19 protein-coding genes are annotated in these 23,295 nt (G+C 73.6%); 12 read left to right on the top strand and 7 right to left on the bottom strand.

Going from position 1 to position 23,295, the window contains the following annotated elements; all coding sequences use genetic code 11:
- Positions 1-41 precede the first annotated feature (41 nt).
- Entirely contained in the window at positions 42-365 is a 324-nt protein-coding gene (locus tag ACIO5E_RS30445) for a DUF2530 domain-containing protein (RefSeq protein ID WP_400673990.1), read from the bottom strand.
- 161 nt (positions 366-526) lie between these two features.
- On the opposite strand from ACIO5E_RS30445, the gene ACIO5E_RS30440 reads away from it, so the two are divergent.
- Positions 527-1,987 carry an NCS2 family permease gene (locus ACIO5E_RS30440; RefSeq protein WP_400673987.1) on the top strand — a complete coding sequence of 487 codons (1,461 nt, stop codon included), beginning with the start codon at positions 527-529 and terminating at the stop codon, positions 1,985-1,987.
- Positions 1,988-2,062: 75 nt separating this feature from the next.
- Here the strand turns inward: ACIO5E_RS30440 and ACIO5E_RS30435 are convergent, their stop codons facing one another.
- Complete coding sequence (locus ACIO5E_RS30435; protein ID WP_400673984.1) at positions 2,063-2,512, bottom strand: VOC family protein; 450 nt, start codon at positions 2,510-2,512, stop codon at positions 2,063-2,065.
- 131 nt (positions 2,513-2,643) lie between these two features.
- On the opposite strand from ACIO5E_RS30435, the gene ACIO5E_RS30430 reads away from it, so the two are divergent.
- Both ACIO5E_RS30430 and ACIO5E_RS30425 read left to right on the top strand, forming a co-directional pair.
- The gene (locus ACIO5E_RS30430; RefSeq protein WP_280678735.1) at positions 2,644-3,567 is read left to right on the top strand and encodes a DUF4231 domain-containing protein; all 924 of its coding nucleotides are present in this window, start codon (positions 2,644-2,646) and stop codon (positions 3,565-3,567) included.
- A gap of 241 nt (positions 3,568-3,808) precedes the next feature.
- Positions 3,809-5,521: a hydrogenase maturation protein gene (locus ACIO5E_RS30425; RefSeq protein ID WP_400673981.1), complete on the top strand. Its 1,713-nt coding sequence runs from the start codon at positions 3,809-3,811 to the stop codon at positions 5,519-5,521.
- Between the two features lie 359 nt (positions 5,522-5,880).
- Here the strand turns inward: ACIO5E_RS30425 and ACIO5E_RS30420 are convergent, their stop codons facing one another.
- Positions 5,881-6,687, bottom strand: coding sequence for an MHYT domain-containing protein (locus ACIO5E_RS30420; RefSeq protein ID WP_400673978.1), 807 nt, complete (start codon positions 6,685-6,687; stop codon positions 5,881-5,883).
- A 279-nt stretch (positions 6,688-6,966) separates the two neighbouring features.
- Positions 6,967-7,362 (bottom strand): VOC family protein, encoded by a 396-nt coding sequence (locus ACIO5E_RS30415; RefSeq protein WP_280678729.1) that lies wholly within the window; start codon positions 7,360-7,362, stop codon positions 6,967-6,969.
- A gap of 295 nt (positions 7,363-7,657) precedes the next feature.
- Between ACIO5E_RS30415 and ACIO5E_RS30410 the strand changes: the two genes are divergently transcribed.
- Both ACIO5E_RS30410 and ACIO5E_RS30405 read left to right on the top strand, forming a co-directional pair.
- The gene (locus ACIO5E_RS30410; RefSeq protein ID WP_280678727.1) at positions 7,658-8,092 is read left to right on the top strand and encodes a MarR family transcriptional regulator; all 435 of its coding nucleotides are present in this window, start codon (positions 7,658-7,660) and stop codon (positions 8,090-8,092) included.
- 392 nt (positions 8,093-8,484) lie between these two features.
- Positions 8,485-9,774 carry an MFS transporter gene (locus tag ACIO5E_RS30405; protein ID WP_400674113.1) on the top strand — a complete coding sequence of 430 codons (1,290 nt, stop codon included), beginning with the start codon at positions 8,485-8,487 and terminating at the stop codon, positions 9,772-9,774.
- A gap of 67 nt (positions 9,775-9,841) precedes the next feature.
- Here ACIO5E_RS30405 and ACIO5E_RS30400 read toward each other — a convergent pair whose 3' ends face one another.
- Positions 9,842-10,378, bottom strand: a complete 537-nt coding sequence (locus ACIO5E_RS30400; RefSeq protein WP_400673973.1) for a GNAT family N-acetyltransferase — start codon at positions 10,376-10,378, stop codon at positions 9,842-9,844.
- 45 nt (positions 10,379-10,423) lie between these two features.
- Between ACIO5E_RS30400 and thpR the strand changes: the two genes are divergently transcribed.
- Positions 10,424-11,011, top strand: a complete 588-nt coding sequence (gene thpR, locus ACIO5E_RS30395) for an RNA 2',3'-cyclic phosphodiesterase (protein WP_400673970.1) — start codon at positions 10,424-10,426, stop codon at positions 11,009-11,011.
- A gap of 268 nt (positions 11,012-11,279) precedes the next feature.
- Here thpR and serC read toward each other — a convergent pair whose 3' ends face one another.
- The gene (serC, locus tag ACIO5E_RS30390; RefSeq protein WP_400673968.1) at positions 11,280-12,398 is read right to left on the bottom strand and encodes a phosphoserine transaminase; all 1,119 of its coding nucleotides are present in this window, start codon (positions 12,396-12,398) and stop codon (positions 11,280-11,282) included.
- Positions 12,399-12,535: 137 nt separating this feature from the next.
- Entirely contained in the window at positions 12,536-13,636 is a 1,101-nt protein-coding gene (locus ACIO5E_RS30385) for a citrate synthase 2 (protein ID WP_280678719.1), read from the bottom strand.
- Positions 13,637-14,052: 416 nt separating this feature from the next.
- Here ACIO5E_RS30385 and pdxH point away from each other — a divergent pair, with 416 nt between their 5' ends.
- From pdxH to ACIO5E_RS30355, 6 genes are all read left to right on the top strand, one after another.
- Positions 14,053-14,685, top strand: a complete 633-nt coding sequence (gene pdxH, locus ACIO5E_RS30380; RefSeq protein ID WP_400674110.1) for a pyridoxamine 5'-phosphate oxidase — start codon at positions 14,053-14,055, stop codon at positions 14,683-14,685.
- A 200-nt stretch (positions 14,686-14,885) separates the two neighbouring features.
- A complete protein-coding gene (gene fxsA / locus ACIO5E_RS30375) occupies positions 14,886-15,077 on the top strand; it encodes an FxSxx-COOH cyclophane-containing RiPP peptide (protein ID WP_280678717.1) in 192 nt (63 codons plus the stop codon).
- A 161-nt stretch (positions 15,078-15,238) separates the two neighbouring features.
- Positions 15,239-16,651 carry a TIR-like protein FxsC gene (locus ACIO5E_RS30370; RefSeq protein ID WP_400673963.1) on the top strand — a complete coding sequence of 471 codons (1,413 nt, stop codon included), beginning with the start codon at positions 15,239-15,241 and terminating at the stop codon, positions 16,649-16,651.
- Positions 16,641-20,654: an FxSxx-COOH system tetratricopeptide repeat protein gene (gene fxsT / locus ACIO5E_RS30365; RefSeq protein WP_400673960.1), complete on the top strand. Its 4,014-nt coding sequence runs from the start codon at positions 16,641-16,643 to the stop codon at positions 20,652-20,654. The genes ACIO5E_RS30370 and fxsT overlap by 11 nt, the downstream gene beginning before the upstream one ends.
- 140 nt (positions 20,655-20,794) lie before the next feature.
- On the top strand, positions 20,795-22,021 hold the full coding sequence (locus tag ACIO5E_RS30360) for an FxsB family cyclophane-forming radical SAM/SPASM peptide maturase (RefSeq protein ID WP_400673957.1): 1,227 nt from the start codon (positions 20,795-20,797) through the stop codon (positions 22,019-22,021).
- 3 nt (positions 22,022-22,024) lie between these two features.
- Positions 22,025-23,125 (top strand): aKG-HExxH-type peptide beta-hydroxylase, encoded by a 1,101-nt coding sequence (locus ACIO5E_RS30355; RefSeq protein ID WP_400673954.1) that lies wholly within the window; start codon positions 22,025-22,027, stop codon positions 23,123-23,125.
- Positions 23,126-23,295 lie beyond the last annotated feature (170 nt).

The raw sequence follows: 23,295 nt of genomic DNA, 5'->3' as shown, positions 1-23,295 counted from the left end.
TACGGTCGCCTTATGTCCGATGCGTGCTACTAAAGGACTATTCAGTCCGACCGGGTGGCCGGGCCCTGGCCGTCGTCGCCGGGTGCCCGCTGGGCGTCGTCGGCCGTCCGGTTCGCGGCCTCGGCGGCGCGGTCGCGGGCGATGGCGTCCCGCCGGGCGCGGCAGTACCAGAGGCCGATCAGGCCGAGCAGGCCGCCGGAGAGGCAGATCCACGGCCAGGTGCCGTGGCCGTGGTCGGAGAGGGTGCCCTGGAAGGGGAGCAGGGCCAGGAAGGCGACGAACCACAGCACCGTGCCGCCGCCGACGATGGCGACGTCGTTGGCCTCCAGCGGAGGGGGCGAGGGGTGCAGCGGGGTCTTGGGCATGGGGCCTAGCGTACGGTGCGGCAGGTGGCCCGTAGGGGCCCACGGGGTTCTACGCGCGAAGATAGCGCGTGTGCGATCGGGAAACCATACTGAAAACCCCCCGCCCGGCCACTGTAGCCCTGGGCGTCCCCCTCCTCAGCTCCCCCACAGAGGACGCACGCATGCCTGTGGTCCAGCCGACCACCGAGTCGCCCGAACCCGCCTCCAGCGCACCCAAGCCCCCCACCGGTGCCCTGGACCGCTACTTCCGGATCAGCGAGCGCGGCTCCAGCCTGCCGCGCGAGATCCGCGGCGGCATCGCCACCTTCTTCACCATGGCCTACATCCTGGTGCTGAACCCGATCATCCTGGCCAGCGGCACGGACATGACCGGGGCCCACCTGGACAGCGCCCAGCTGGTCACCGCCACCGCCCTCACCGCCGGTCTCACCACCCTGCTGATGGGCGTCATCGGCAACGTCCCGATCGGCCTGGCCGCGGGCCTCGGCGTCAACACCATCGTGTCGCTCCAGCTCGCCCCGAAGATGACCTGGCCGGACGCCATGGGCATGGTCGTGCTGGCCGGCTTCGCGATCATGCTGCTGGTCGCCACCGGCCTGCGCGAGCGGGTCATGAACGCCGTGCCGCTCGGCCTGCGCAAGGCCATCGCGATCGGGATCGGCCTGTTCATCTGCCTCGTCGGCCTGGTCGACTCCGGCTTCGTCAGCCGCATGCCGGACGCCGCGCACACCACCGTCCCGCTGCAGCTCGGCGGCAGCGGGCACCTGCTCGGCTGGCCGGTGCTGATCTTCGTGTTCGGCCTGGTGCTCACCCTGGTCCTGGTGATCCGCAAGGTGCCCGGGGCGATCCTGATCAGCATCGCGGCCAGCACCGCGCTCGCCGTGGTGGTCGACAAGTTCGTCGACATCCCGGCGCTCAAGTGGGGCCTGACCGTCCCGGCCTGGCCGGGCAACCCGGTCGCCGCCCCGGACTTCGGCCTGGTCGGCAAGGTCAGCCTGTTCGGCGGCTTCGAGAAGGTCGGCGTGCTGACCGGCGTGCTGTTCGTCTTCACCGTGCTGATGTCCTGCTTCTTCGACGCGATGGGCACCATCCTCGGCGTCGCCGACGAGGCGCACCTGCTGGACGAGAACGGCGACCTTCCCGGCATCAACAAGATCCTGATGGTCGACGGCATCGCCACCGCGGCCGGCGGCGCCACCTCCGCCTCCGCGAACACCTGCTTCGTCGAGTCGACCGCCGGCGTCGGCGAGGGCGCCCGTACCGGCTTCGCCTCGATCGTCACCGGCCTGCTCTTCGTGGTGGCGCTCTTCCTCACCCCGCTCGCCACCATGGTCCCGGCCCAGGCGGCCACCCCGGCCCTGGTCACCGTCGGCTTCCTGATCCTGGCCGGCTCGATCAAGGAGATCGACTGGGCGGACCACACCATCGCGATCCCGGCCTTCCTGACCATCGTGATGATGCCGTTCACCTACAGCATCACCAACGGCATCGGCTTCGGCTTCATCGCCTTCTGCATCCTGCGGCTGGCCGCCGGGCGCGGGCGCAGCGTGCCGATCCCGCTGTACGCGGTGGCGGCGGTGTTCGCCTTCTACTACCTGATGCCGGCCCTCGGTCTGCTCTGACCCCCGGCCCGGCCACGACGGCGGCCCCGCACTCCTCCTCGGAGCGCGGGGCCGCCGTCGTTTTCCGGCCGCCGGTCAGTGGACGCAGAACTCGTTGCCCTCGGGGTCGGCCATGATCGTCCACGCGCCGCCCGGCTCCTTGACGTCGCGCAGGACGGTGGCGCCGAGGGTCCGGAGGCGGGCGACGGTCGACTCCCGCTCGCCCGGGCCCGGGTGCACGTCGAGGTGGAGGCGGTTCTTGTCGGGCTTCGGCTCGGGGACGGCCTGGAAGAGCAGGCGGCGGCCGAGGCCGGTGCCGGTGGCGGGGTCGTACGGGTCCTCGGGGTGGCGGACGGTGGCGAGGGTGCGCCAGGCGGGGCGGCCGTCGACCTCGGTGACGGCGTCCGGGGTGACGGCGCCGGCGTCGAGCAGGCGGGTGATCAGGGCGCCGTGCTCCTCCAGGGTGTAGTCGAGGGCGGCGGCCCAGAAGGCGGCCTGGCGGTTCGGGTCGGCGCAGTCGATGACGAGCTTCCAGTGCAGCGGCATGTAACCGGTTATAGCGGTTTCCGGAGAGCAGGGGCAATCATCGTCGGCTGGAAGATGTCAAAAATGGGTCTGTGTAGGGCAGTTGGCGGAGGGAATACTGCCTGGACGGACACGGGGAGGGGGCTCGACCGATGGTGCAACAGGATCCGCCCGGGGGGGACGAGGCGAAGCTGCTGCCGGAGCTGTTCTGGACGGCGGACAAGGCCTCGTTGGACGGCCAGCGCGAGACGCTGCGCTGGTACCGCGGACTGATCGCGATGCTGGTGATCGCCGCCCTGATCGGCTCGTTCCCCGGGCCGGACAAGCGCGGCGCCTTCGACACCACGCCGCTGTACTCGGTGGCCGCCTTCCTGATCGCCGGCTACTTCTGGTCCCGGCTGCGCCGCAGCAACCCGCAGGGCCGTTGGTACGAGGCCCGGGCGGCGGCCGAGTCGGTCAAGACGCTGGCCTGGAAGTACACCGTCCGGGCCCGGCCGTTCGACGGCGAGGCCGAGTCCGCGGACGTGGACCGCGGCTACCTGCTCCAGGTCGAGGACGTGCTGCGGGCCTTCGAGGACCCGGAGATCGTGCCGCCCGGCACCGTCCCCGAGATCACCCCGGAGATGCGGCGGATGCGGGCCGGCAGCCTGACCGCCCGCCGCACGCTCTACCTGCGCACCCGCGTCGAGGGGCAGCGCACCTGGTACCGCGCCCGGGCCGAGGCCTGCGAGACGCAGGGGGTGTCCTGGGGGCTCGGCATCGCGGCGATGATCATCATCGGCGCGGCGGCGGCCATCGCGCAGGCGACGGGCGCCCTGCAGGTGCACGTCTTCGGGGCCAGCTCGGCCGCGGCCGCCGCCATCATCGCCTGGACCCAGCTCAAGCAGCTGCGCCCGCTGGCCGCCGCCTACCAGCTGGCCGCGCGCGAGCTGGAGAACGTCGGCAACCAGCTCTCCGACCTCGACCTCAAGGCGCCGGACGCCGAGGCGCGGTGGGCCCGGCTGGCCGCCGAGGCGGAGGACGCCGTGTCCCGCGAGCACACCACCTGGCGGGCCCGCCGGGCGTTCCCGAGGTAGCCCGCCCGCGCCAGGGCCGATCCGGCCGATCCGGCCGGACGCGCCCTAGCGGACGAAGGCGAGCGCCGTACATCAACTCCGGGGAGACGCTGGGGAGATCCGGCGCGTGCGGGCCACTCCGGGGACACAGGTGTGCGGGATGCGTGAGGGTCGGGCGGGAAGGCGTAAAACGTAATCATTGCGTGTCCATGCCCTGGTTTCATCGCCTGCGCGCGACCCCAGTCCCTTGCCGGAGGCCCCCTTGCGCATTCTTCTGATCGCCAGCGCGTTCAACAGCCTGACCCAGCGCGTCCACACCGAGCTGCGCGAGCGCGGCCACCAGGTCGCCGTCCAACTCGCCCTCGGTGACGAGCCGATGAGGGCGGCGGTGGCCCGTACCGACCCCGAACTGATCATCTGCCCGATGCTCACCAAGGCCGTCCCGGAGGACATCTGGTCCACCCGAACCGTCCTGATCGTGCACCCCGGCCCCAAGGGCGACCGCGGGCCCTCCTCGCTCGACTGGGCGATCACCGAGGGGGCGGAGCGCTGGGGCGTGACCGTCCTGCAGGCCGTCGAGGAGATGGACGCCGGCGACATCTGGGCGTCCGTCGAGTTCCCCGTCGCCGACTGCGGCAAGAGCGAGCTGTACCGGGGCGAGGTCGCCGACGCCGCCGTCGAGGCCGTCCTGCTCGCCGTCCAGCGCTACGAGGGTGGCCTGTTCACCCCCGAACCGCTCGACTACGACCGGCCGGACGTCCACGGCAGGCTCCGCCCGCTCCTGCGGCAGGAGGCGCGCCGGATCGACTGGGCCGCCGACGACACCGCCACCGTGCTCCGCAAGCTCCGCGCCGCCGACTCCCAACCCGGCGTGCTCGACGAGCTGTTCGGGCGCGAGTACTTCCTGCACGGCGGCCACCCCGAGGACGAGCTGCGCGGCCCGGTGCCCGGCGCCGTGCTCGCCACCCGTGACGGCGCGATCTGCCGGGCCACCGTGGACGGCGCGGTCTGGATTCCGCAACTGCGCCCGCGCCGCACCCCGGGCGGGCCGGCCACCTACAAGCTCCCCGCCGCGACGGTGCTCGCCGACCGGCTGCACCGGGTCCGCGAAGTGCCGGTGACACCGGCCTCGGCGGCCCGCCGGGACACCTGGTCGGAGCTGCGCTACCGCGAGGACGGCGACGTCGGCTACCTCGAATTCGCCTACGCCGGCGGGGCGATGAGCACCGGGCAGTGCCGCCGGCTGCTCGCCGCCTACCGTCAGGCCGCCGACCGGCCCACCTCGGTGCTGGTGCTCGGGGCGCCCCGGGACTTCTACTCCAACGGGATCCACCTCAACGTCATCGAGGGCACGGCCTTCCCGGCGCTGGAGTCCTGGGAGAACATCAACGCGATGGACGACCTCGTCCACGCGATCCTCACCACGACCGACAAGCTCACCGTCGCCGCGCTGGCGGGGAACGCGGCGGCCGGCGGCCTGATGCTGGCGCTCGCCGCGGACGAGGTGTGGTGCCGGGAGTCGGCGGTGCTCAACCCGCACTACCGGCTGATGGGCCTGTACGGCTCCGAGTACTGGACGTACACCCTGCCGCGCCGGGTCGGTGCCGAGCAGGCCGAGCGGCTGACCACCGAGGCGCTGCCGGTCGGCGCCGAACACGCGCGCCGGATCGGCCTGGTGGACCGCACCTTCGGCGGGGACGCGGCAGCCTTCCGCCGCCGGGTGGCCCGGGAGGCCGCCGGGCTCGGCGCCTCACCCGAGCTCACCGGCCGACTGGTCGACAAGAAGCGCCGCCGGTCCGCCGACGAGGAGGCGCAGCCGCTGGCCGAGTACCGGGCGGAGGAACTGCGGCGGATGCACGCCAACTTCTACCGGGTGGGCGAGCCGTACCACGCGCTGCGGCGGGACTTCGTGCACAAGGTCTGCCCGGTGGACACGCCCGCGCACCTGACCGGGCTGCTCGGGCGGCCGGAGTAAGACCGACCGGGGCACATGGTGGGCGGCGGCCGGTGCGAGCGGGGCGGCCGGTGCGAGCGGGGGCGTCCCGGGTGAGCTGAGGGTGTGCGGAACGAGCCGGAGGCGTGGGGGCGGGGGGGGGGGGCCCCCCCCCCCCCCCCCCCCCCAACGGGTGGGGGGGCCCCCCCCCCCCCCCCCCCCGGGGCGGGGCCCCCCCCCCCCCCCCCCCCCCCCGGGCGCCCCCCCACGGGGGGGGGGGGGGGGGGGGGGGGGGGGGGGGGGGGGGGGGGGGGGGGGGGGGGGGGGGGGGGCCGGGGGGGGGGGGGGGGGGGGGGGGGGGGGCCCCCCCCCCCACGCCTCCGGAGCATCGGTCGGCCGGCTCAGCGCCTGGCGCCGGCCTGGTTCAGCGGCCGCCGCGGCCGCGGGACCAGCGGGGCCGCCGGGCCGACCAGCAGCGGCTGAGAGCTCGCGCGGCTCGGCGAGACGGCGAAGGCCAGCGAGCCGAAGAAGACGTAGCAGCCGAGTCCGACCCCGAGCGGGAAGATGAACTGCAGGGCCATCACCCCGCCTTGAGTGGAGTGGGAGAAGTCGAGCTGCACCGAGAGCGCCGCCATGCCGGTGTAGTGCATCGCGCAGACCGCCACGCCCATCACCGGCGCCGCCGCGAGGACGGCGAGCGTGCCGCGGATGTTCAGCGTGGCCCAGAGCGCGGCCGTCGCCGCGAACACCGCGATGGCGACGGACAGCCCCACCGTGACGTGGTCGTACCGGAGGTGGCCGGGCAGGACCATCGCGGCCATGCCGAGGTAGTGCATCGCCGCGACCCCGAGGCCGGTGGTCAGCCCGCCGACCAGCAGCGACAGGACCGGGCGGCGGCTGTACCCGACGGTGAACAGGCCGATCCCGACCACGGCGACGGCGACCAGCAGGCTGAGCACGGTCAGCCAGGGCTGGTAGCTGATCTCGACCCCGGAGACGGAGAAGCCGAGCATCGCGATGAAGTGCATGGACCAGATCCCGGCGCCGAGCGAGGTCGAGGCGAAGAGGAGCCAGACCACCCGGGTGCGGCCCTGGGAGACGAGGGCCCAGCGGGCGCTGCGCAGGGCGACGAAGGCGCCGAGGCAGGCGACGAAGTACGAGACCGCCGGTGTCACCCAGCCGTGGTCGGCATGATGGATCTCACCCAAGAGAGCTCCCTGGAGGGATGCGGGGATAAGGGCGCCAGGACTCGGGCGGACGTGGGTGGCCGAGGAGGGGAAGGCCGGGGGAACGCGTGCGGAGGTGGGCACGGGAGAATGGTCCCGCCGAAGGGAGACCTGGCGTGGTGGTGCCCCTGACAACCGGGACAGTATCCACTACCCGGCAGTCGCACAATGTTCGTGCTTTTCGTGAAATCCCAGGTCAGGATGGGCATTTACGGGGCCTACATGATCTTGGCACCAATCCCTGACAACGCCTGCGCAGGGCTACTCCAACGGAGCTAGCCCGAACGGGTGGCCGGCCGGGTCGATCAGCACCTTGAGCGTCCGGCCGTGCTGGTACGTCGGCTCGGTCGCGCCGAGCGCGAGCGCCTTCGCGATGGCCTCGTCCAGGTCGTCCACGTAGAAGTCCAGGTGGAAGTGCTTGCCGCCGTCCGGCTCCGTCCACGCCTCCGGCCGGTAGCCGGTGACCCGGCCGAAGCCCAGCGGGCTGCCGCCCTCCGGGTTGTCCAGGATCGCGAACTGCTCGTCCGTGTGACGGGTCTCCCAGCCCAGCAGCTCGCCGTAGAAGCCGGCCAGCGCGACCGGGTCGGCGCAGTCGATGGTGACCATGGCGAGGCGGGCGAAGCCGGTGTCGTTCTGCTCGGCGGCGAGGTCGGACATGTGTGGTCGGCCCTTCTGGGAGTGGTGTCGGCCCTTCTGGAAGGGGGAGCGGGCGCCCGGCGGCGCGTCGGATCGAGGCCTACGACCAGCATCGCACCGGGCCGATCTTCCGGCGCGGTGGTGCCGGAGCGGCCGGTGCGGTGCTGGCGGACGGGCCGGTGCGGTGGTGCCGGAGGGCTGGTCGGGCTAACGGGGTGGCGGGTGGACGGGCGGGCGGGGCGAGGGTCGGTGAGGCTGATGGGGCGCGAAGCGAACGCATTTTCCTTAGGGAGAGTAATGACGTAAGCTAAAGAACATGCCCGAGATGTCCGAGCAGGACCTCGCAGCGGTCAATCAGCTGCGGTCGTCCGTGATGCGCCTCTCCCGTCGACTCAAACACCAGAGGGTCGAGGAGTCGCTGAGCCCCACCGAGATGGGGGTGCTCGGCACCCTCGCCCGATGCGGAAAGGCCACACCGGGTGAGCTCGCCCGGAAGGAGCACGTGCAGCCTCCCTCCATGACCAGGATCGTCGCGATGCTGGAGGAGAAGGGGCTGGTGCGGCGGGAGCCGCACCCCGAGGACCGCCGCCAGGTGGTCGTCAGCAGCACCGAGCAGGCCGAGGCGATCCTCGCGGAGAGCCGTCGGCGTCGCAACGTCTGGCTCGCCGAGCTCGCCGAGGGGCTCGACGAGGAGGAATGGGCCGTCCTCCGGGAGGCCGCGCCCGTGCTCTACAAGCTCGCACACCTCTAGGCACACCGACCCCGGCCGGCCGCCGGGAGAAGAAGGAGTACCGCATCACCGCAGGACCGACCACCGAAACCAGGAGCGCGACGGCCTTCGTCCGGGCCGTCGCGCCGCGAGGGGAGACCACCGTGACACCGCCGGCCGCAGCCAGCGCCGCCGCCATCCGTACCGACGACCAGACCGCCGACCCCACCGTGGCAGGCGCCGCGGCCGCCGACCTCCAGGCACCCGCCCCCACGGGGCTGCCCGGCAGCGGCGACGACGACCCCGACGAACGCACCGCGGCGGACGACCCCGCCGCTCCCGGCCGAACCCACTCGGCCACGCCGTCGTCCGCCACCGGCTCGTCGTCCAGCGGCTCGTCCGCCACCGGCGCCCGCTTCACCCGGCCCGGAGGGATGTTCTCCTCCCTGCGCGTTCGCAACTACCGCTACTACTTCGCCGGCCAGGTGGTGTCCAACACCGGCACCTGGATGCAGCGGATCGCCCAGGACTGGCTGGTGCTCAGCCTCACCGGCAGCCCGCTCGCGGTCGGCATCACCACCGCCATGCAGTTCCTGCCGATGCTCCTGCTCGGCCTGTTCGGCGGCGTGCTCGCCGACCGGATGCCCAAGCGCCGGCTGCTGGTCTACACCCAGGGCGCGATGGGCCTGCTGGCCGCCGGCCTGGCCGCCCTGACCTTCGGCGGCGTGGTGACGCCGTACTACGTGTACGCCTTCGCGCTGCTGCTCGGCCTGGTCACCGTGGTCGACAACCCGACCCGGCAGGCCTTCGTGTCCGAGATGGTCGGGCCCAAGGACCTCGCCAACGCGGTCAGCCTGAACGCCGCCAACTTCCAGACCGCCCGGCTGGTCGGCCCCGCCGTCGCGGGCCTGCTGATCGCCGCGGTCGGCAGCGGCTGGGCGTTCGCGGTCAACGCGCTGTCCTTCGTCGCCGTCATCGGCGGGCTGCTCGCCATGCGGGAGAGCGAACTGCGCCCGACCGAGCCGATCGCCCGCGAGAAGGGCCAGCTGCGGGAGGGCCTGCGGTACGTGAAGGAGCGGCCCGAACTGCTCTGGCCGATGGTCCTGGCCGGGTTCATCGGCACCTTCGGCTTCAACTTCCCGACGCTGCTCTCCGGTTTCGCCTACGACACCTTCAAGGTCGGCGCCGGGCAGTACGGCCTGCTGAACACCGCGATGGCGGTCGGTTCGCTGGCCGGCGCGCTGCTCGCGGCCCGCCGGGGCGTGCCCAGGCTGCGCCGGCTCGTGGGGGCGGCGCTGGCCTTCGGCGCGCTGGAGGTGGTGGCCGCGTTCGCGCCCGACTACTGGACCTTCGCGGTGCTGCTGATGCTGGTCGGGGTGTTCGGACTCAGCTTCAACACCTCCGTCAACGCCTCGCTGCAGCTGGCCACCGACCCCGCGATGCGCGGGCGCGTGATGGGCCTGCTGGTGCTGGTCTTCACCGGCGGCACGCCGATCGGCGCCCCGGTCGTCGGCTGGGTGACCGCCTCGTACGGGCCCCGGCTGGGCCTGCTGGCCTGCGGGCTGGTGTCCGCGCTGGCGGCCGGCGTGGTCGGCCTGGTGCTGGCCCGCAGCGCGGACCTGCGGGTGCGGTTCGACCTGCACCCGGGCCGTGGCGGCCGGGTGGTGGCCTTCGTGCCGCGCGCCGTCGCCACCGCCAAGTCGGGGCTGGCGCCAGCCTGCTGACGGCACGTCAAACCCCGGGGGCGGTGGCCGCCCCCGGGGGGTGTGACGCAGGGGTGGGGCAGAGGTGTCAGAGGCGGATGGCGAGGACCTGGCCGGGCCAGATCCCACTCGGCTGCTCGACCTCGAACGACTCCGTCTCGGTGAACCCGAGCGCCCGGTACTGGCTGACCAGCTTGCGGTCGGCGCCCCCGTAGCAGTCCACCCGCAGCAGGCCGATGCCGCGCCGACGGGCCTCCTCGACCGCGTCGGCGATCAGTGCGGCGCCGATCCCCGAGCCCTTGCGGCTGCGGTCGGTGACCAGGTTGCGGATGAACAGCTCGCGCTCGTCCACTGCGGGGATGTACTTCCCCCGCTGCTCGGACAGCACGCAGGAGCCGACCGCGCGGCCCTCGTCGTCCTCGGCGAGGCGGATCAGGAACGGCTCGGTGCCGTACTGGGCGATCTGCTCGACCCTGGCCGGGATGCTGCTGAACGACTGATCGCCCCACTGGCCGGTGCGGCCCTGGCCGGCCAGCCAGCCCACGGCGCCGTCGAGCAGGGCGAGGATGGCGGGAACGTCCTCGGGACCACCGGTGCGGATCTTGATGTTGCTTGAACGAATCACAGGGGCCGTTCTAGCCCAAACCGACGTTCGAGGGAAGATGGCGGTGTGAGGCTCTTCGTGGCGGTCCTCCCGCCGGTCCACGTGCTGCAGGGCTTGTCCGATGCCGTGGCGCCGGTGCGCGGGCTGCCCGGGGCCGACCGGCTGCGCTGGACCACCGTCGAGGGCTGGCACCTGACGCTGGCCTTCCTCGGCGAGGTGGCGCCCGAGCGGCTGCCGGAGCTGGAGGCGGACCTGGCCGCCGTCGCCGAGGTCCATCCGGCGCACCGGCTGCGGGTGTCCGGCGCCGGCCGGTTCGGCGACCGGGTGCTCTGGGCCGGGCTGGAGGGGCAGACCTGGGCGCTGCGCCGGCTCGCCGAGGCCGTCGGCGACGCCACCGCCGAGCTGACCGGGGAACTCGACAGCTTCACCTTCCACCCGCACCTCACCCTGGCCCGGGCCGGCTCCTCCCGCGGCCGCCGGCGGGCCGCCCAGCGCGTCGCGGCGGCCGAACTGGAGGCCCTGGCGGCCGCACTGGCCGAATACCGGGGGCCGATGTGGGAGGCCACCGAACTGCACCTGATGCGGAGCGAGCCGGACGGCGTCTCCGCGCACTACGCCTCGCTGCACGCCTGGCCGCTGGCCCACTGGAGCTGACGCCCGGGGCGCGGGTCCCGGGGGCGGGGCGGGACTCGGCGTCGGGGCGGGCCTCGGCGTTCGGTCGGGGGTGAGGCGGAGGTACGCTCGTTGACCGTGGATCCCAAGACTCGTATGCGTATCGTGACCGGCACCCTGGTGCTGCTGCTGGTCGTCGTGCTGATCAGCTCGATGGTCGGCAAGTAGGCCCGAAAGGGCGGATGGGCCGGAACGGCGCGAGGGCCACCGCCCGGAGGCGGTGGCCCTCAGCCGTGCGTGGGGTCGGTGCTCAGAGCTGCTCGACCACGTGGTCGATGCAGTGGGTGAGCGCCTCGACGTCCGCCGGGTCGATCGCCGGGAACATCGCGATGCGCAGCTGGTTGCGGCCCAGCTTGCGGTACGGCTCGGTGTCGACGATGCCGTTGGCACGCAGTGCCTTGGCGACCGCGGCGGCGTCCACCGACTCGTCGAAGTCGATGGTGCCGACCACCTGGGAGCGCTCGGCCGGGTTCGCCACGAAGGGGGTGGCGTAGGCGGACTTCTCGGCCCACGCGTACAGCCGGGACGAGGAGTCAGCCGTACGGGCGACGGCCCAGTCGAGCCCGCCGTTGCCGTTCAGCCACTCCAGCTGGTCGGCCAGCAGGAACAGGGTGGCGATCGACGGGGTGTTGTACGTCTGGTCCTTCGACGAGTTGTCGATGGCCGTCGGCAGGTCGAAGAACGGCGGGATGTAGCGGCCGGAGCCGGCGATCTCGGCGGCGCGCTCCAGGGCGGCCGGGGAGAACGCGGCCAGCCACAGGCCGCCCTCGGAGGCGAAGGACTTCTGCGGGGCGAAGTAGTAGACGTCGGTCTCGGTGATGTCCACCGGCAGGCCGCCGGCGCCCGAGGTGGCGTCCACCAGGACCAGCGAGCCCTCGTCCGTGCCCACCGGGCGCTTGATCGGCATCGCGACGCCGGTCGAGGTCTCGTTGTGGGTGAGCCCGTAGACGTCCACGCCGGCCTCGGCGACCGGCAGCGGGTGGGTGCCCGGGGCGGTCTTGATCACGGTCGGCTCGGCGAGCCACGGCGCGGCCTTGACCGAGGAGGCGAACTTGGAGGAGAACTCGCCGAAGTCCAGGTGCTGGGACTTCTCCCGCACCAGGCCGAAGGCGGCGATGTCCCAGAAGGCGGTGGAGCCGCCGTTGCCGAGGACGACCTGGTAGCCCTCGGGGAGCGAGAAGAGGCTGCTCACGCCCTCGCGTACGCGCTTGACCAGGTTCTTGACCGGGGCCTGGCGGTGCGAGGTGCCGAGCAGGGAGGTCTGGGTGGCGGCGAGGGCACTCAGGGCCTCGGGGCGCACCTTGGACGGTCCGCAGCCGAAACGGCCGTCTGCGGGCTTGATGTCAGCGGGGATCTGGATCTGAGCCACGCGCGCAGCCTACCGGCCGCGGACCCGCCCGGGGTACGGTCGTCCGCTCGCTGAGATGTGATCTTCACGGCTCCCAGCTGCGGAAACAGCGGGCCCGGACGAGGCCGGACCCGCTGCTCAGGACGGCACCGGGGTCGTCAGTGGGCGATGGCTTCCCAGCCCTCGATCTCCTCGGGGCGGCGCGGGCCCGGGCCGATGTAGCGCGCGGCCGGGCGCACGAGCCGGCCCGTGCGCTTCTGCTCCAGGATGTGCGCCGACCAGCCGGCCGTGCGCGCGCAGGTGAACATCGAGGTGAACATGTGCGCCGGCACCTCGGCGAAGTCCAGCATGATGGCGGCCCAGAACTCGACGTTGGTGGCCAGCACGCGGTCGGGGCGGCGGTTGTGCAGCTCCTCCAGCGCGGCCTTCTCCAGCGCCTCGGCGACCTCGAAGCGCGGCGCGCCGAGCTCCTTGGCGGTGCGGCGCAGCACCCGGGCGCGCGGGTCCTCGGCGCGGTAGACGCGGTGGCCGAAGCCCATCAGGCGCTCGCCCTTGTCCAGCGCGTTCTTGACCCAGGCGGTGGCGTCGCCGGTGCGCTCGATCTCCTCGATCATGCCGAGCACGCGGGACGGCGCGCCGCCGTGCAGCGGGCCGGACATCGCGCCGACCGCGCCGGAGAGCGCGGCCGCCACGTCGGCGCCGGTGGAGGCGATGACGCGGGCGGTGAAGGTGGAGGCGTTCATGCCGTGCTCGGCGGCGGAGGTCCAGTAGGCGTCGATGGCCTTGACGTGCTTCGGGTCCGGCTCGCCGCGCCAGCGGATCATGAACCGCTCGACGACTGTCTCGGCCTTGTCGATCTCGCTCTGCGGGACCATCGGCAGGCCCTGGCCGCGGGCCGACTGGGCCACGTAGGACAGCGCCATCACGGCGGCGCGGGCGAGGTCGTCGCGGGCCTGCTCGGCGGAGATGTCCAGCAGCGGCTTGAGGCCCCAGACCGGGGCGAGCATGGCGAGCGCGGACTGCACGTCGACCCGGATGTCACCGGAGTGCACCGGGATCGGGAACGGCTCGGCGGCCGGCAGGCCGGGGTTGAACTTGCCGTCCACCAGCAGGCCCCACACGTGGCCGAAGGAGACCTTCCCCACCAGGTCGTCGATGTCGACACCGCGGTACCGCAGCGCGCCGCCTTCACGGTCGGGTTCGGCGATCTCGCTCTCGAACGCGACGACTCCCTCAAGCCCGGGTACGAAGTCGGACATACGACGGCTCCTTCAGTTCTGCGATCGGCGCTGCGCCGTGGTGGGGCGGCGCGCCAGTGACCGAATGGTGGTTGGCACTCGGTGCCAGAGTGACAGGCACGGGGTGCATTACGCCATACACCACCGCGGTGATGTTGCCCCTGGGCCCGCTTGACTTTTTCGCCGAGGGTCGGTCGTGCCCGGGAATCTCCGGAGCCAAACGCCGTGTTCCGGACAATTCACCGTACGGCGGGTGGCCGAGCGGTGGCGAGACACCTTAACTCCCACCGGGGTTTGTCCGGAGGTAGCGGTGCCGGTTGCTTGTCGTACGGGATGATGTTGACGTGCAGACCCCGGAACGCGCCCAGTCGACGCCCCTGAGCCCCGCCACCCGGAACCTGGCCGACGAGGCCCGGCCCGGACCGGACCTCACCGTGATGCGCAAGCACTACAGCCATGAGGGCCTGGTCGAGGAGCAGCTCGCGCCCGAGCCGATCGGCCAGTTCACCCGCTGGTTCCACGAGGCGGCCGACGCCGGCGTGGTCGAGCCCAACGCGATGGTGCTCTCCACCGCCGACGCCCAGGGGCGGCCCAGCTCGCGCACCGTCCTGCTCAAGGGCTACGACACGCGCGGCTTCGTGTTCTTCACCAACTACGGCTCCCGCAAGGGCTCCGAGCTCGCCGTCAACCCGTACGCCGCACTGCTGTTCCCGTGGATCGAGCTGGCCCGCCAGGTGATCGTCCAGGGCCGGGTGGAGAAGGTCGGCCGGGACGAGACCGCCGCCTACTTCCGCACCCGGCCGCACGGCTCCCAGCTCGGCGCCTGGGCCAGCGAGCAGTCCAGCCCGGTCGGCGGGCGGGCCGTCCTCGAACAGCGCTACGCCGAACTGGAACGCCGCTACCCGGAGGGCGAGGGCGTGCCCGTGCCGCCGTTCTGGGGCGGGTACCGGGTGATCCCGGAGAGCGTCGAGTTCTGGCAGGGGCGGGAGAACCGGCTGCACGACCGGCTCCGCTACCTCGCCGAGCCGGCCGACCCCACCGGGTGGCGGGTGGAGCGGCTCTGCCCGTAGCCGTTCGGCGCCGTCGTCCGTCTCGGTGTCGGCGCCGTCGTCGGGGTCGGTGTCGGTCTCGGGAACGGCCCGGGCGCGGCGAGCGCGCGAAGCTGACGCCCCGTCACCGTCCAGGTGTAGGATGCTGCCCGTCGCGGACCCTGGGTCGAGTCTCTTCCGGCCAGTGACCCGCTGTGCCGGCACGATCGAGTGAGGGACTGATGGGCGTCACCGGTACGGAAACCCCTGCTGGACTCGGCTCCGACCTGGTCGATGTCGCCGCCCTGCCGCTCGACGAGCTCGACGCCCTGCCCGACACCGTCCTCGGCGATCTGCTGCGCCGGGTGGTCGCGGACGCCCTGGCCCCCGGCGCGGAGCCGCTCGCCGCCTTCCAGTCCGCACTCGACCGCTGACCCGCCGCTCGACGGCCGGCCCTCGACCGGGCGGCTGACCGCCGGTTAAACCCCCGGGCCGCCGTCAAACTCGGCAACTTCCCGCGCGGTTGGTGGAGTTCACGACATGCTGGGTATGAAACCGGCGCCGTCGCGGCACCGTCGGGCTCGGGGGGACACAGGTGTTGGAGCATCAACAGGACCAGCGCAAGCCCTACTTCTTCTTCAGCTACGCGCGTCGGGACTACGAGGCCGAGGACGCCTTCGTGGACCAGTTCTTCAACGACCTGAGGGACGAGCTCGGCCGGATCGAGCCGGCCGCCCGCGCCGACGAGATCGCCTACCGGGACACCGAGCAGCTGCGCCTCGGCGACGAGTGGGCCGAGCAGCTGGCCAGGATGCTGGGCCGCAGCCGGACCATGGTCGCGCTCTACTCGCCCGCCTACTTCGCCAGCCTCTACTGCGGCAAGGAGTGGACGGCCTTCCGCGGCCGGGTCCGGCGCCACCAGGAGGACCAGGGCGAGCTCATCCCGGCCCTGGTCCCGGTGCTCTGGGAGCCCGTCGTGCCGGGCGAGCTGGCCGAGGAGGTCACCAAGATCCAGTGGGCCCAGCCGGACATGGGCGAGGCCTACGCCCGCTACGGCCTGCGTGCCCTGCTGCGCACCGGACCGCAGGGCGAGGCCTACCTGCAGGTCGTCCGGGTGGTCGCCGAGCGGGTCCGGGACGCGGCCGCCCGCCGGCTCACCGAGCTGGCCGACTTCGACCTCGGCGCGGTGCGCGGCTACTTCCCGGGGCCGGCGGCCATGGAGCCCCCGCGCGCCGCGGGGATGGTCCGGCTGTTCATCGCGGCGGGCAAGGCCTCCGACGCCGCCGCGGCGGGAGGCTCGCAGGCCGGCGGCTGGTACGGGGCCAAGCCGTGGCACTGGGCGCCCTACCATCCGCCGACCCAGCCGTCCCTGGCGGTGCGCGCCCAGCAGGTGATCACCGCCGCCGGGCACACCACCACGCTGGAGGAGGTCGGCACCGGCCTCGGCGAGAAGCTCGACCAGGCCCGCGAGGACAGCCAGGTCAGCGTCCTGCTGGTGGACCCGTGGATGGCCGGCACCGACCGCTACCGGTCCGCGCTGCGCGAGTACGACGACCACAACCACCCGGTCACCGGCGTCATGGTCCCCGACGGGAGCGGTGATCCGGCCCACGGACCGGAGCGCGACGCGCTGTGGGCCGGCGTGCGCGGTGTGTTCCGGCGCAACTGGCTGCGCCGGAGCGATCCGGAGCACTTGTTCCGGGTCAAAGTGAACCGGGAGAGCTTCGACTCCGATCTCACCATCATGGTGACGGTCGCTCAGAACAAGCTCATGGACGACAACTTCGATTGGGGGGACGATGGCGGCGGTGCCGCGTTCGGCTTCGGCCTCGACGGCGCGAACGGCCCGGCGATGCCCGGGCTGGCCATCCCGGCCGGACCGCCGGGCCCGCGCCGCAGCCCGTCCACGCGGCCCGATCCGGAACCGGGCCCGGAAGACGTGCCCAATCCGCGCCACAGCCAGGACGACACGGCGCCGCTGAGGGGAGACCAGGACGATGATCACTGAGTCCGGCGCAGAGCCGGGGCGCGGCGGACCGGGATCGGTCGTCACGTTCTACTCGTTCAAGGGCGGTACCGGCCGGACCATGGCGCTCGCCAACGTCGGCTGGATCCTCGCCAGCCGGGGCCTGCGCGTGCTGGTGGTCGACTGGGACCTGGAGGCGCCCGGCCTGCACCGCTACTACCACCCGCTGCTGGTCGACCCCGAACTGCACTCCACCGAGGGCCTGATCGACCTGCTGCGCTCCTACGTCCGGCAGGCGCTGCCCTCCGCCGTCGGACCGGACGGCCTGCCCCCGGCCGCCTGGCTGGACCAGCCCGGGCGACTCGACGGCTACATCTGCGGCCTCGCCCTCGACCTGCCCCCGGGCGGCCGGCTCGACTTCCTGCCCGCCGGCCGGCAGAACGCCGCCTACGCCGCCGCCGTCACCAGCTTCAACTGGCGCAGCTTCTACCACGGCCGGGACATCCGCGGCGGCGAGTTCCTGCGCGAACTGCGCGAACGCTGGGCGCGCGCCTACGACTACGTGCTCATCGACAGCCGCACCGGCGTCAGCGACACCTCCGGCATCTGCACCGTCCTGATGCCCGACACCGTCGTCGACTGCTTCACCTTCAGCGCCCAGAACATCCGCGGCGGCGTCGACGCGGCCCGGGCCATCGCCGAGGCCGAGGAGCGGGCCATCCGGGTCCTGCCGGTGCCGATGCGGGTCGAGGACGCCGAGCAGGAGCGCCTCGAAGCCGGCCGCGACTACGCCCGCGAGTCCTTCGCGCCCTACCTCGGCCGCTGGCTGGCCGCCGAGCGGCGGGCCGGCTACTGGGCCGACGTCGAGGTGCCGTACAAGCCGTTCTACGCCTACGAGGAGGTGCCCGCCACCGTCGCCGACCGGCCGCAGGAGGCCCGCAGCCTGCTCAACGCCTTCGAGCGGCTGGCCGGGTGGATCACCGACGGGCAGGTCCGCACCCTGCGCCCGCTCAGCGCCGAGACCCGCCGCCGGCTCTACGGCGCCTACCTGCGCTCCGCCCGCGCGGTGCCCCGCCAGGTCTTCGTCAGCTACGCGCCCGAGGACCGGATGTGGGCCGAGTGGGCGGCCGGCACCCTCACCCGCTTCGGCTACCAGGCCTCCCTGCACAACGCGGCCGAGCCCTACAGCGGCAGCCGCCCGCCGGAGGTCGTCGGGCCGCTCGACGGGCAGGGCCGACTGCTCGCGCTGCTCTCGCCCGAGTACACCGCGCTGCCCCGCGCCACCGAGGTCTGGCAGCTCCTGAACGGGCGCGAACTCGCCTCCGGCTCTCCGGCGCTGGTCGCCCTGCGGCTGCAGGACTCGGACGAGCCGGTGCCCCGTCCCTTCGTCGGCCGGGCCGCGCCCGACCTGGTCCGCTCCTCGGCGGTGGCCGCCGAGTCCCAGCTGTACGGCGAGCTCGGCCCGCCGCCCGGCGGCAACCGCCAGAGCGACTCCGACAGCGGTGAGTTCGCCGCCCCGGCACGCTTCCCCGGCACCGCCCCGCAGGTCCAGGAGGCGCCCTCGCGCAACGCCTCCTTCATCGGCCGCGGCAAGCTGCTCGAACTGCTCCGCAACCGTTTCACCGGCGGGCCCGCCGCGGTGCTCAGCCAGGTCCTCTACGGCTTCGGCGGCGCCGGCAAGTCGCAGATAGCCGCTGAGTACGCGCACCGTTTCAAGGCTGCCTACGACGTGGTCTGGTGGGTCCCCGCCGAGGAGCCCGCCAACATCCCGCAGAAGCTCGCCGAACTCGCCCCCCGGCTCGGCGTACCGAGCAGCGACGACGTCGCGCACACCGCCGCCGCGGTGCTCGACGCGCTGCGCCGCGGTCAGCCGTACCGCCGCTGGCTGCTGGTCTTCGACAACGCCGGCACCCCCGAGGAACTCGCCCCCTGGCAGCCGGCCGGCTCCTCCGGCGGGCACGTGCTGATCACCTCCCGCAACCAGGGCTGGGCCCGGCACGCCGGCCTCGTCGAGGTCGACGTCTTCCTCCGCGAGGAGAGCGTCCGGCTGCTGCGCCGCTTCAACAGCGGCCTCTCCCCGGAGGACGCCGATCAGGTCGCGCACCGGCTCGGCGACCTGCCGCTCGCCGTCGGCCAGGCCGCGGTCTGGCTCCAGGAGACGTCGATGCCGATCGCCACCTACCTCGAACTGCTCGACGAAGAGCTCACCGAGATGCTGGAGCGCACCCGGCTGCGCACCGCCGACTACCCGCACTCGGCCGCCGCGACCTGGCGCATCTCGGTCGAGGAACTGCGCCGGATGAACGCTCCGGCCGCCCAGATCCTGGAGATCTGCGCCTTCTTCGGGCCCGACGCCATCCCGATGCGGCTGCTCTACAGCCGGGCCGTCACCCGCGCCCTGCGGCTGCCCCCGCGCGCGCCCCGCGACAAGCTCGCGATCGGCGAGTTCCTGCGCGCCATCAACCGGTTCGGGCTCGCCCGCACCGACCAGGGCAGCGAGACGATCACCGTGCACCGGCTGGTCCAGGCCGTGCTCCGGGACCAGGTCGAGGAGGAGCGGCGGGCCGAACTGCGCGCCGTCGTGCACGCCGCGCTCGCCACCGCCAACCCCGGCGACCCGGACATCCCCGCCAACTGGTCCGAGTACGCCGAACTCCTGCCCCACCTCTGGCCGTCCGGCGCCGTGGACAGCGCCGACGAGGACGTCCGGCAGTGGATCATCGACTCGGTCCGCTACCAGTGGAAGCGCAGCCTGCACGAGTCCGGCCGGGAACTCGCCGAGCGCACCCTGGAGCACTGGCGCCAGGACGGCTACGGCGGGCCCGACTTCGACGTCGACAACGACGCCCAGACCCTCATGCTGCGGACCCAGCTGAGCAACATCCGCCGCTCCCAGGGCGCCCTCCAGGAGGCGTACGAGATGGACCGGGACATCCTGGAGCGGTTCACCGCCACCCTCGGCCCCGAGCACTCGCACACCCTCGCCGTCGCCAACAGCCTCGGCGCGGACCTGCGCTTCCTCGGCCGCTACGACGAGGCCCGGGCGCTGGACCGGCGGACCCTGGACGCCGCCCGGCGCACCCTCGGCCCGGACCACCCGCGCACCCTGATGATCACCAACAACCTGGCCGTCTCCGACTACCTGGCCGGCGACCGGCAGGCCGCCCTCGAACGGCACCGCAGCAACTACCTCCAGCAGCGCGACGCGCTCGGCGCGCACAGCCTCTACGCGCTCTCCTCCGCCTCCAACTACGCCCGCGACCTGCGCGAGACCGGGCGGCTGCGGGAGGCGCTGGACCTGTTGGAGGAGACCGTCCGGATCTACCAGCAGACCATCGGCGACGGCCACACCGACACCCTGCGCGCCCGCAAGAACCTCGCCGTGGCGCTGCGCCGGGCCGGCCGGTACAACGAGGCACTGGAGATCGACGAGGACATCTACCAGCGCTACCTGGACATCAACGGGGCCGAGCACCCCGACACCCTGGCCGCCGCCACCAACCTCGCCAGCGACCTCAACGCCCTCGGCGACACCGAGCGGGCGATCCCGCTCGCCGACCGGGCGCTCCGCCGCTACCGCGACTACCTGGGCGAGAACCACCCGGTGACGCTGGCCGGCGCCAACAACCTCTCGGTCTACCTGCGGTTGGCCGGCCGGGCCACGGAGGCGCGCGAACTGTCCGGGCGGACGCTGGCGCAGTTCCGGACCGTCCTCGGCGACCACCACCTCTACATCCCGATCGCGATGATGAACCACGCCAACGACCTCGCCCTGGCCGGGGAGGCGCAGGCGGCGCTCGCGCTGGAGCTGGAGGCGGCGCCGCTGATGACGGCGACCCTCGGCCCGGACCACTACGACTCCATCGGCATCAACTCCAACCTCTCGCTGTCGCTGGCCACGGCGGGGGAGACCGAGCGGGCCGCCGAGTTGAGGGCGGACTGCATCCGCCGGGCCCGGGTGACCCTGGGGGAGGAGCACCCGACGACGGTGGCGGTGAAGGCCGGCCAGCGGCTGGACTCCGACGTCGAGCCGCCGCACGTGTGACGGTGGGGCGGTGCGGCCGCGCGGGTGCCGACGGGCGGCGGTGGTCGCAGGTGTGACGGCCGGCGGCGGCTTGCCCGGGTGACGGCGGGGCGCGGGGCGGGGAGGGCCCGGTCCGGGCGGACGGCGCTAGGCTCGCGCGCATGGTGCCGTTCCGGCAGTTCCTGCTGAAGATCCACAGCCGGTGCAACCTGGCCTGCGACTACTGCTACATGTACGAGGGCGCGGACCAGAGTTGGCGCGACCGGCCGCGGCTGATGGCGCTGCCGACGGCCGGCCGGACCGCCCGGCGGATCGCCGAGCACGCGGCCGAGCACCGGCTCGACGAGGTGGCCGTCGTGCTCCACGGCGGCGAGCCGCTGCTCGTCGGTGCGGCCCACCTGGACGCGTTGCTGGGCGAGTTGGCCTCGGCCGGCCCGCGGATCCGGTTCAGCCTGCAGACCAACGGGCTGCGGCTGCTGGACGAACCCGCTCTGCTCGACGTGCTGCACCGGTACCGGGTCGCGGTCGGGGTGTCGCTGGACGGCGCGCGGGCCGACCACGACCGGCACCGGCTGCTGCCCTCCGGCGCGGGCAGCTGGGCGCGGGCGGCCGAGGCCGTACGGCTGCTCGGCTCGGCCGAGCACCGCGACCTGTTCGCCGGGCTGCTCTGCGTCGTCGACCTGCGGGCGGACCCGGTGGCCACCTACGAGGCACTGCTGGAGTTCGCCCCGCCCCGGCTCGACCTGCTGCTGCCGCACGCGACCTGGCAGACCCAGCCGGCCGGGGTGCGGCGGACGGTGCCCCTCGCGCCTCCCCGCGGCGGGGAGCCCGCGCCGTACGGGGAATGGCTGATCGCCGCCTTCGACCGCTGGTACGACGCCCCCCGGCGGGAGACCGGCGTGCGGCTGTTCGAGGAGCTGGCCGTCCTGCTGCTCGGCGGCCGGGCGGCCAGCGAGGCGGTCGGCCTGGCGCCGGTCGACCTGGTCGTGGTCGAGGCGGACGGCACGATCGAACAGGCGGACAGCCTCAAGGTGGCCTTCGATGGCGCCGCCGGGACCGGTCTGGACGTCTGGCGGCACGGCTTCGCCGAGGCCGCCGCGCACCCGGCCTTCCGGGCCCGCCAGCGCGGCCTCGGCGGGCTCGGGCCGGTCTGCGCGGCCTGCCCGCTGGCCCGGGTCTGCGGCGGTGGGCTCTACGCGCACCGGTACGCGGCGGGGGGTGCTGGCGGGGGTGTCGCCGGGGGTGCCGCTGAGGGCTTCGCCGGGGCCTTCGCTCACCCGTCCGTGTACTGCGCGGACCTGGACCGGCTGATCCGCCACATCGCGGGGAGACTGCGGGCGGACGTGACCGGACTGGCCGGTGTGACCGGCTCTGGGCGAGGAGGATGACCGGTGGCAGGTACGGGCGAAGTGGTGGCGGCCGGGGTGCCCGGCGCGCGCGGTGCGGACGGACTGCCCCGGCACGGGGTGGACCGGGCGACCTTCCGGGCGATCGCGGGCGCACGCGGCGGACCGGAGGCCGTCCGGCTGCTGCGCGCCGGGCAGTTGAGCAAACGGGTGCTGCTGCTGCTGGCGCTGCGGCGGGCGGCCCCGGACGACGAGGGCTACCGCGCGGCGTGCGCCGAGGTGTGGGCGCTGCACCGGGCGGACCGGGCGCGGTGGGAAGAGGTGCTGCTGCGGCCGGAGTTGGACGCCTGGGCGGCCGACTGCCTGCGGGGCCTCGCGGCCGGCGAGACCGTTCCGCTGGGCGGGCTGGGCGAGTTCGTGCGGGCCGGGGCCGGGGCCGGGGCCGGGTTCGGACCGGCGCTCGCGCTCGAGTGCGACGGGCTGCGGTGGGGGCCGGTGATCGACCACCTCGGGCCGCGCCGGGTGGACTACGGGAGACCCCCGGCAGGGCCGCTCGATCCCGTCGAACTCGGCCGGTGGGAGGAGCGTTTGGCGCAGGCGTGGCAGATCCTGGTGCGCCGCCACCGGCGGCACGCGGAGGCGGTCGCGGCCTGCGTCACCACCGTCGTCCCGCTGCGGCCCGCCCCGGGCGGGGAGGCCGTCAGCGCCGCCGCCCGCCGGGCGTACGGCGGGGTGGCGGCCTCGCTGCCGGGCGATCCGGTGCTGCTGGCGCTGGCCCTGGTGCACGAGTTCCTGCACGTCCAACTGGGCGCCCTGCTCGACCTCGTGCCGTTGCACCGGCCCAACGGTGCCGCCGTCTACCACGCCCCCTGGCGGCCCGACCTGCGCCCGGTCGGCGCGCTGTTGCAGGGGACGTACGCGCACCTGGGCGTCGCGGACTTCTGGCGGGCCGAGGCGGCCGCCGGCGAGGGCGACCGGGCCCGGGCGGAGCGGGAGTTCGCGCGCTGGCGGGCGCACACCGGCGCGGCGTCCGGAACGCTGCTGGCGAGCGGTGAACTCACGGGCGCGGGGATGGAGTTCACACGGGAGCTGGATCGGGCCGTGCGCGGACTGGGCGAGCCGGGGCGAGGTCCGGGCGGCGCCTGAGGGCGGCCGTGGTTCGGCAGGCCGGTCGGGGCGTGTGCTCGTGGGGCCTGCGGCCGTGCGGCGTGTGCGTGCGGGGCCGCCGGTCGCGGGAGACCCCGTCGCGGTGGCGCCGGTCGCGCCGGTCGCGCCCCGGCCTGGCGTCCACGCTTCGGCGTGCGCCAGGGCGAAGC

The organism is Kitasatospora sp. NPDC087314 (assembly GCF_044744365.1).
GTDB lineage: Bacteria > Actinomycetota > Actinomycetes > Streptomycetales > Streptomycetaceae > Kitasatospora.
The sequence above is the reverse complement of the archived record's forward strand: the minus strand, read 5'-3'. Positions and strand labels throughout refer to the sequence as shown.

Coding starts and splice junctions, on each gene's coding strand:
- ACIO5E_RS30445 (WP_400673990.1), bottom strand. CDS start 365: ATGCCCAAGACCCCGCTGCACCCCTCGCCCCCTCCGCTGGAGGCCAAC.
- ACIO5E_RS30440 (WP_400673987.1), top strand. CDS start 527: ATGCCTGTGGTCCAGCCGACCACCGAGTCGCCCGAACCCGCCTCCAGC.
- ACIO5E_RS30435 (WP_400673984.1), bottom strand. CDS start 2,512: ATGCCGCTGCACTGGAAGCTCGTCATCGACTGCGCCGACCCGAACCGC.
- ACIO5E_RS30430 (WP_280678735.1), top strand. CDS start 2,644: ATGGTGCAACAGGATCCGCCCGGGGGGGACGAGGCGAAGCTGCTGCCG.
- ACIO5E_RS30415 (WP_280678729.1), bottom strand. CDS start 7,362: ATGTCCGACCTCGCCGCCGAGCAGAACGACACCGGCTTCGCCCGCCTC.
- ACIO5E_RS30410 (WP_280678727.1), top strand. CDS start 7,658: ATGCCCGAGATGTCCGAGCAGGACCTCGCAGCGGTCAATCAGCTGCGG.
- ACIO5E_RS30405 (WP_400674113.1), top strand. CDS start 8,485: ATGTTCTCCTCCCTGCGCGTTCGCAACTACCGCTACTACTTCGCCGGC.
- ACIO5E_RS30385 (WP_280678719.1), bottom strand. CDS start 13,636: ATGTCCGACTTCGTACCCGGGCTTGAGGGAGTCGTCGCGTTCGAGAGC.
- pdxH (WP_400674110.1), top strand. CDS start 14,053: ATGCGCAAGCACTACAGCCATGAGGGCCTGGTCGAGGAGCAGCTCGCG.
- fxsA (WP_280678717.1), top strand. CDS start 14,886: ATGGGCGTCACCGGTACGGAAACCCCTGCTGGACTCGGCTCCGACCTG.
- fxsT (WP_400673960.1), top strand. CDS start 16,641: ATGATCACTGAGTCCGGCGCAGAGCCGGGGCGCGGCGGACCGGGATCG.
- ACIO5E_RS30360 (WP_400673957.1), top strand. CDS start 20,795: ATGGTGCCGTTCCGGCAGTTCCTGCTGAAGATCCACAGCCGGTGCAAC.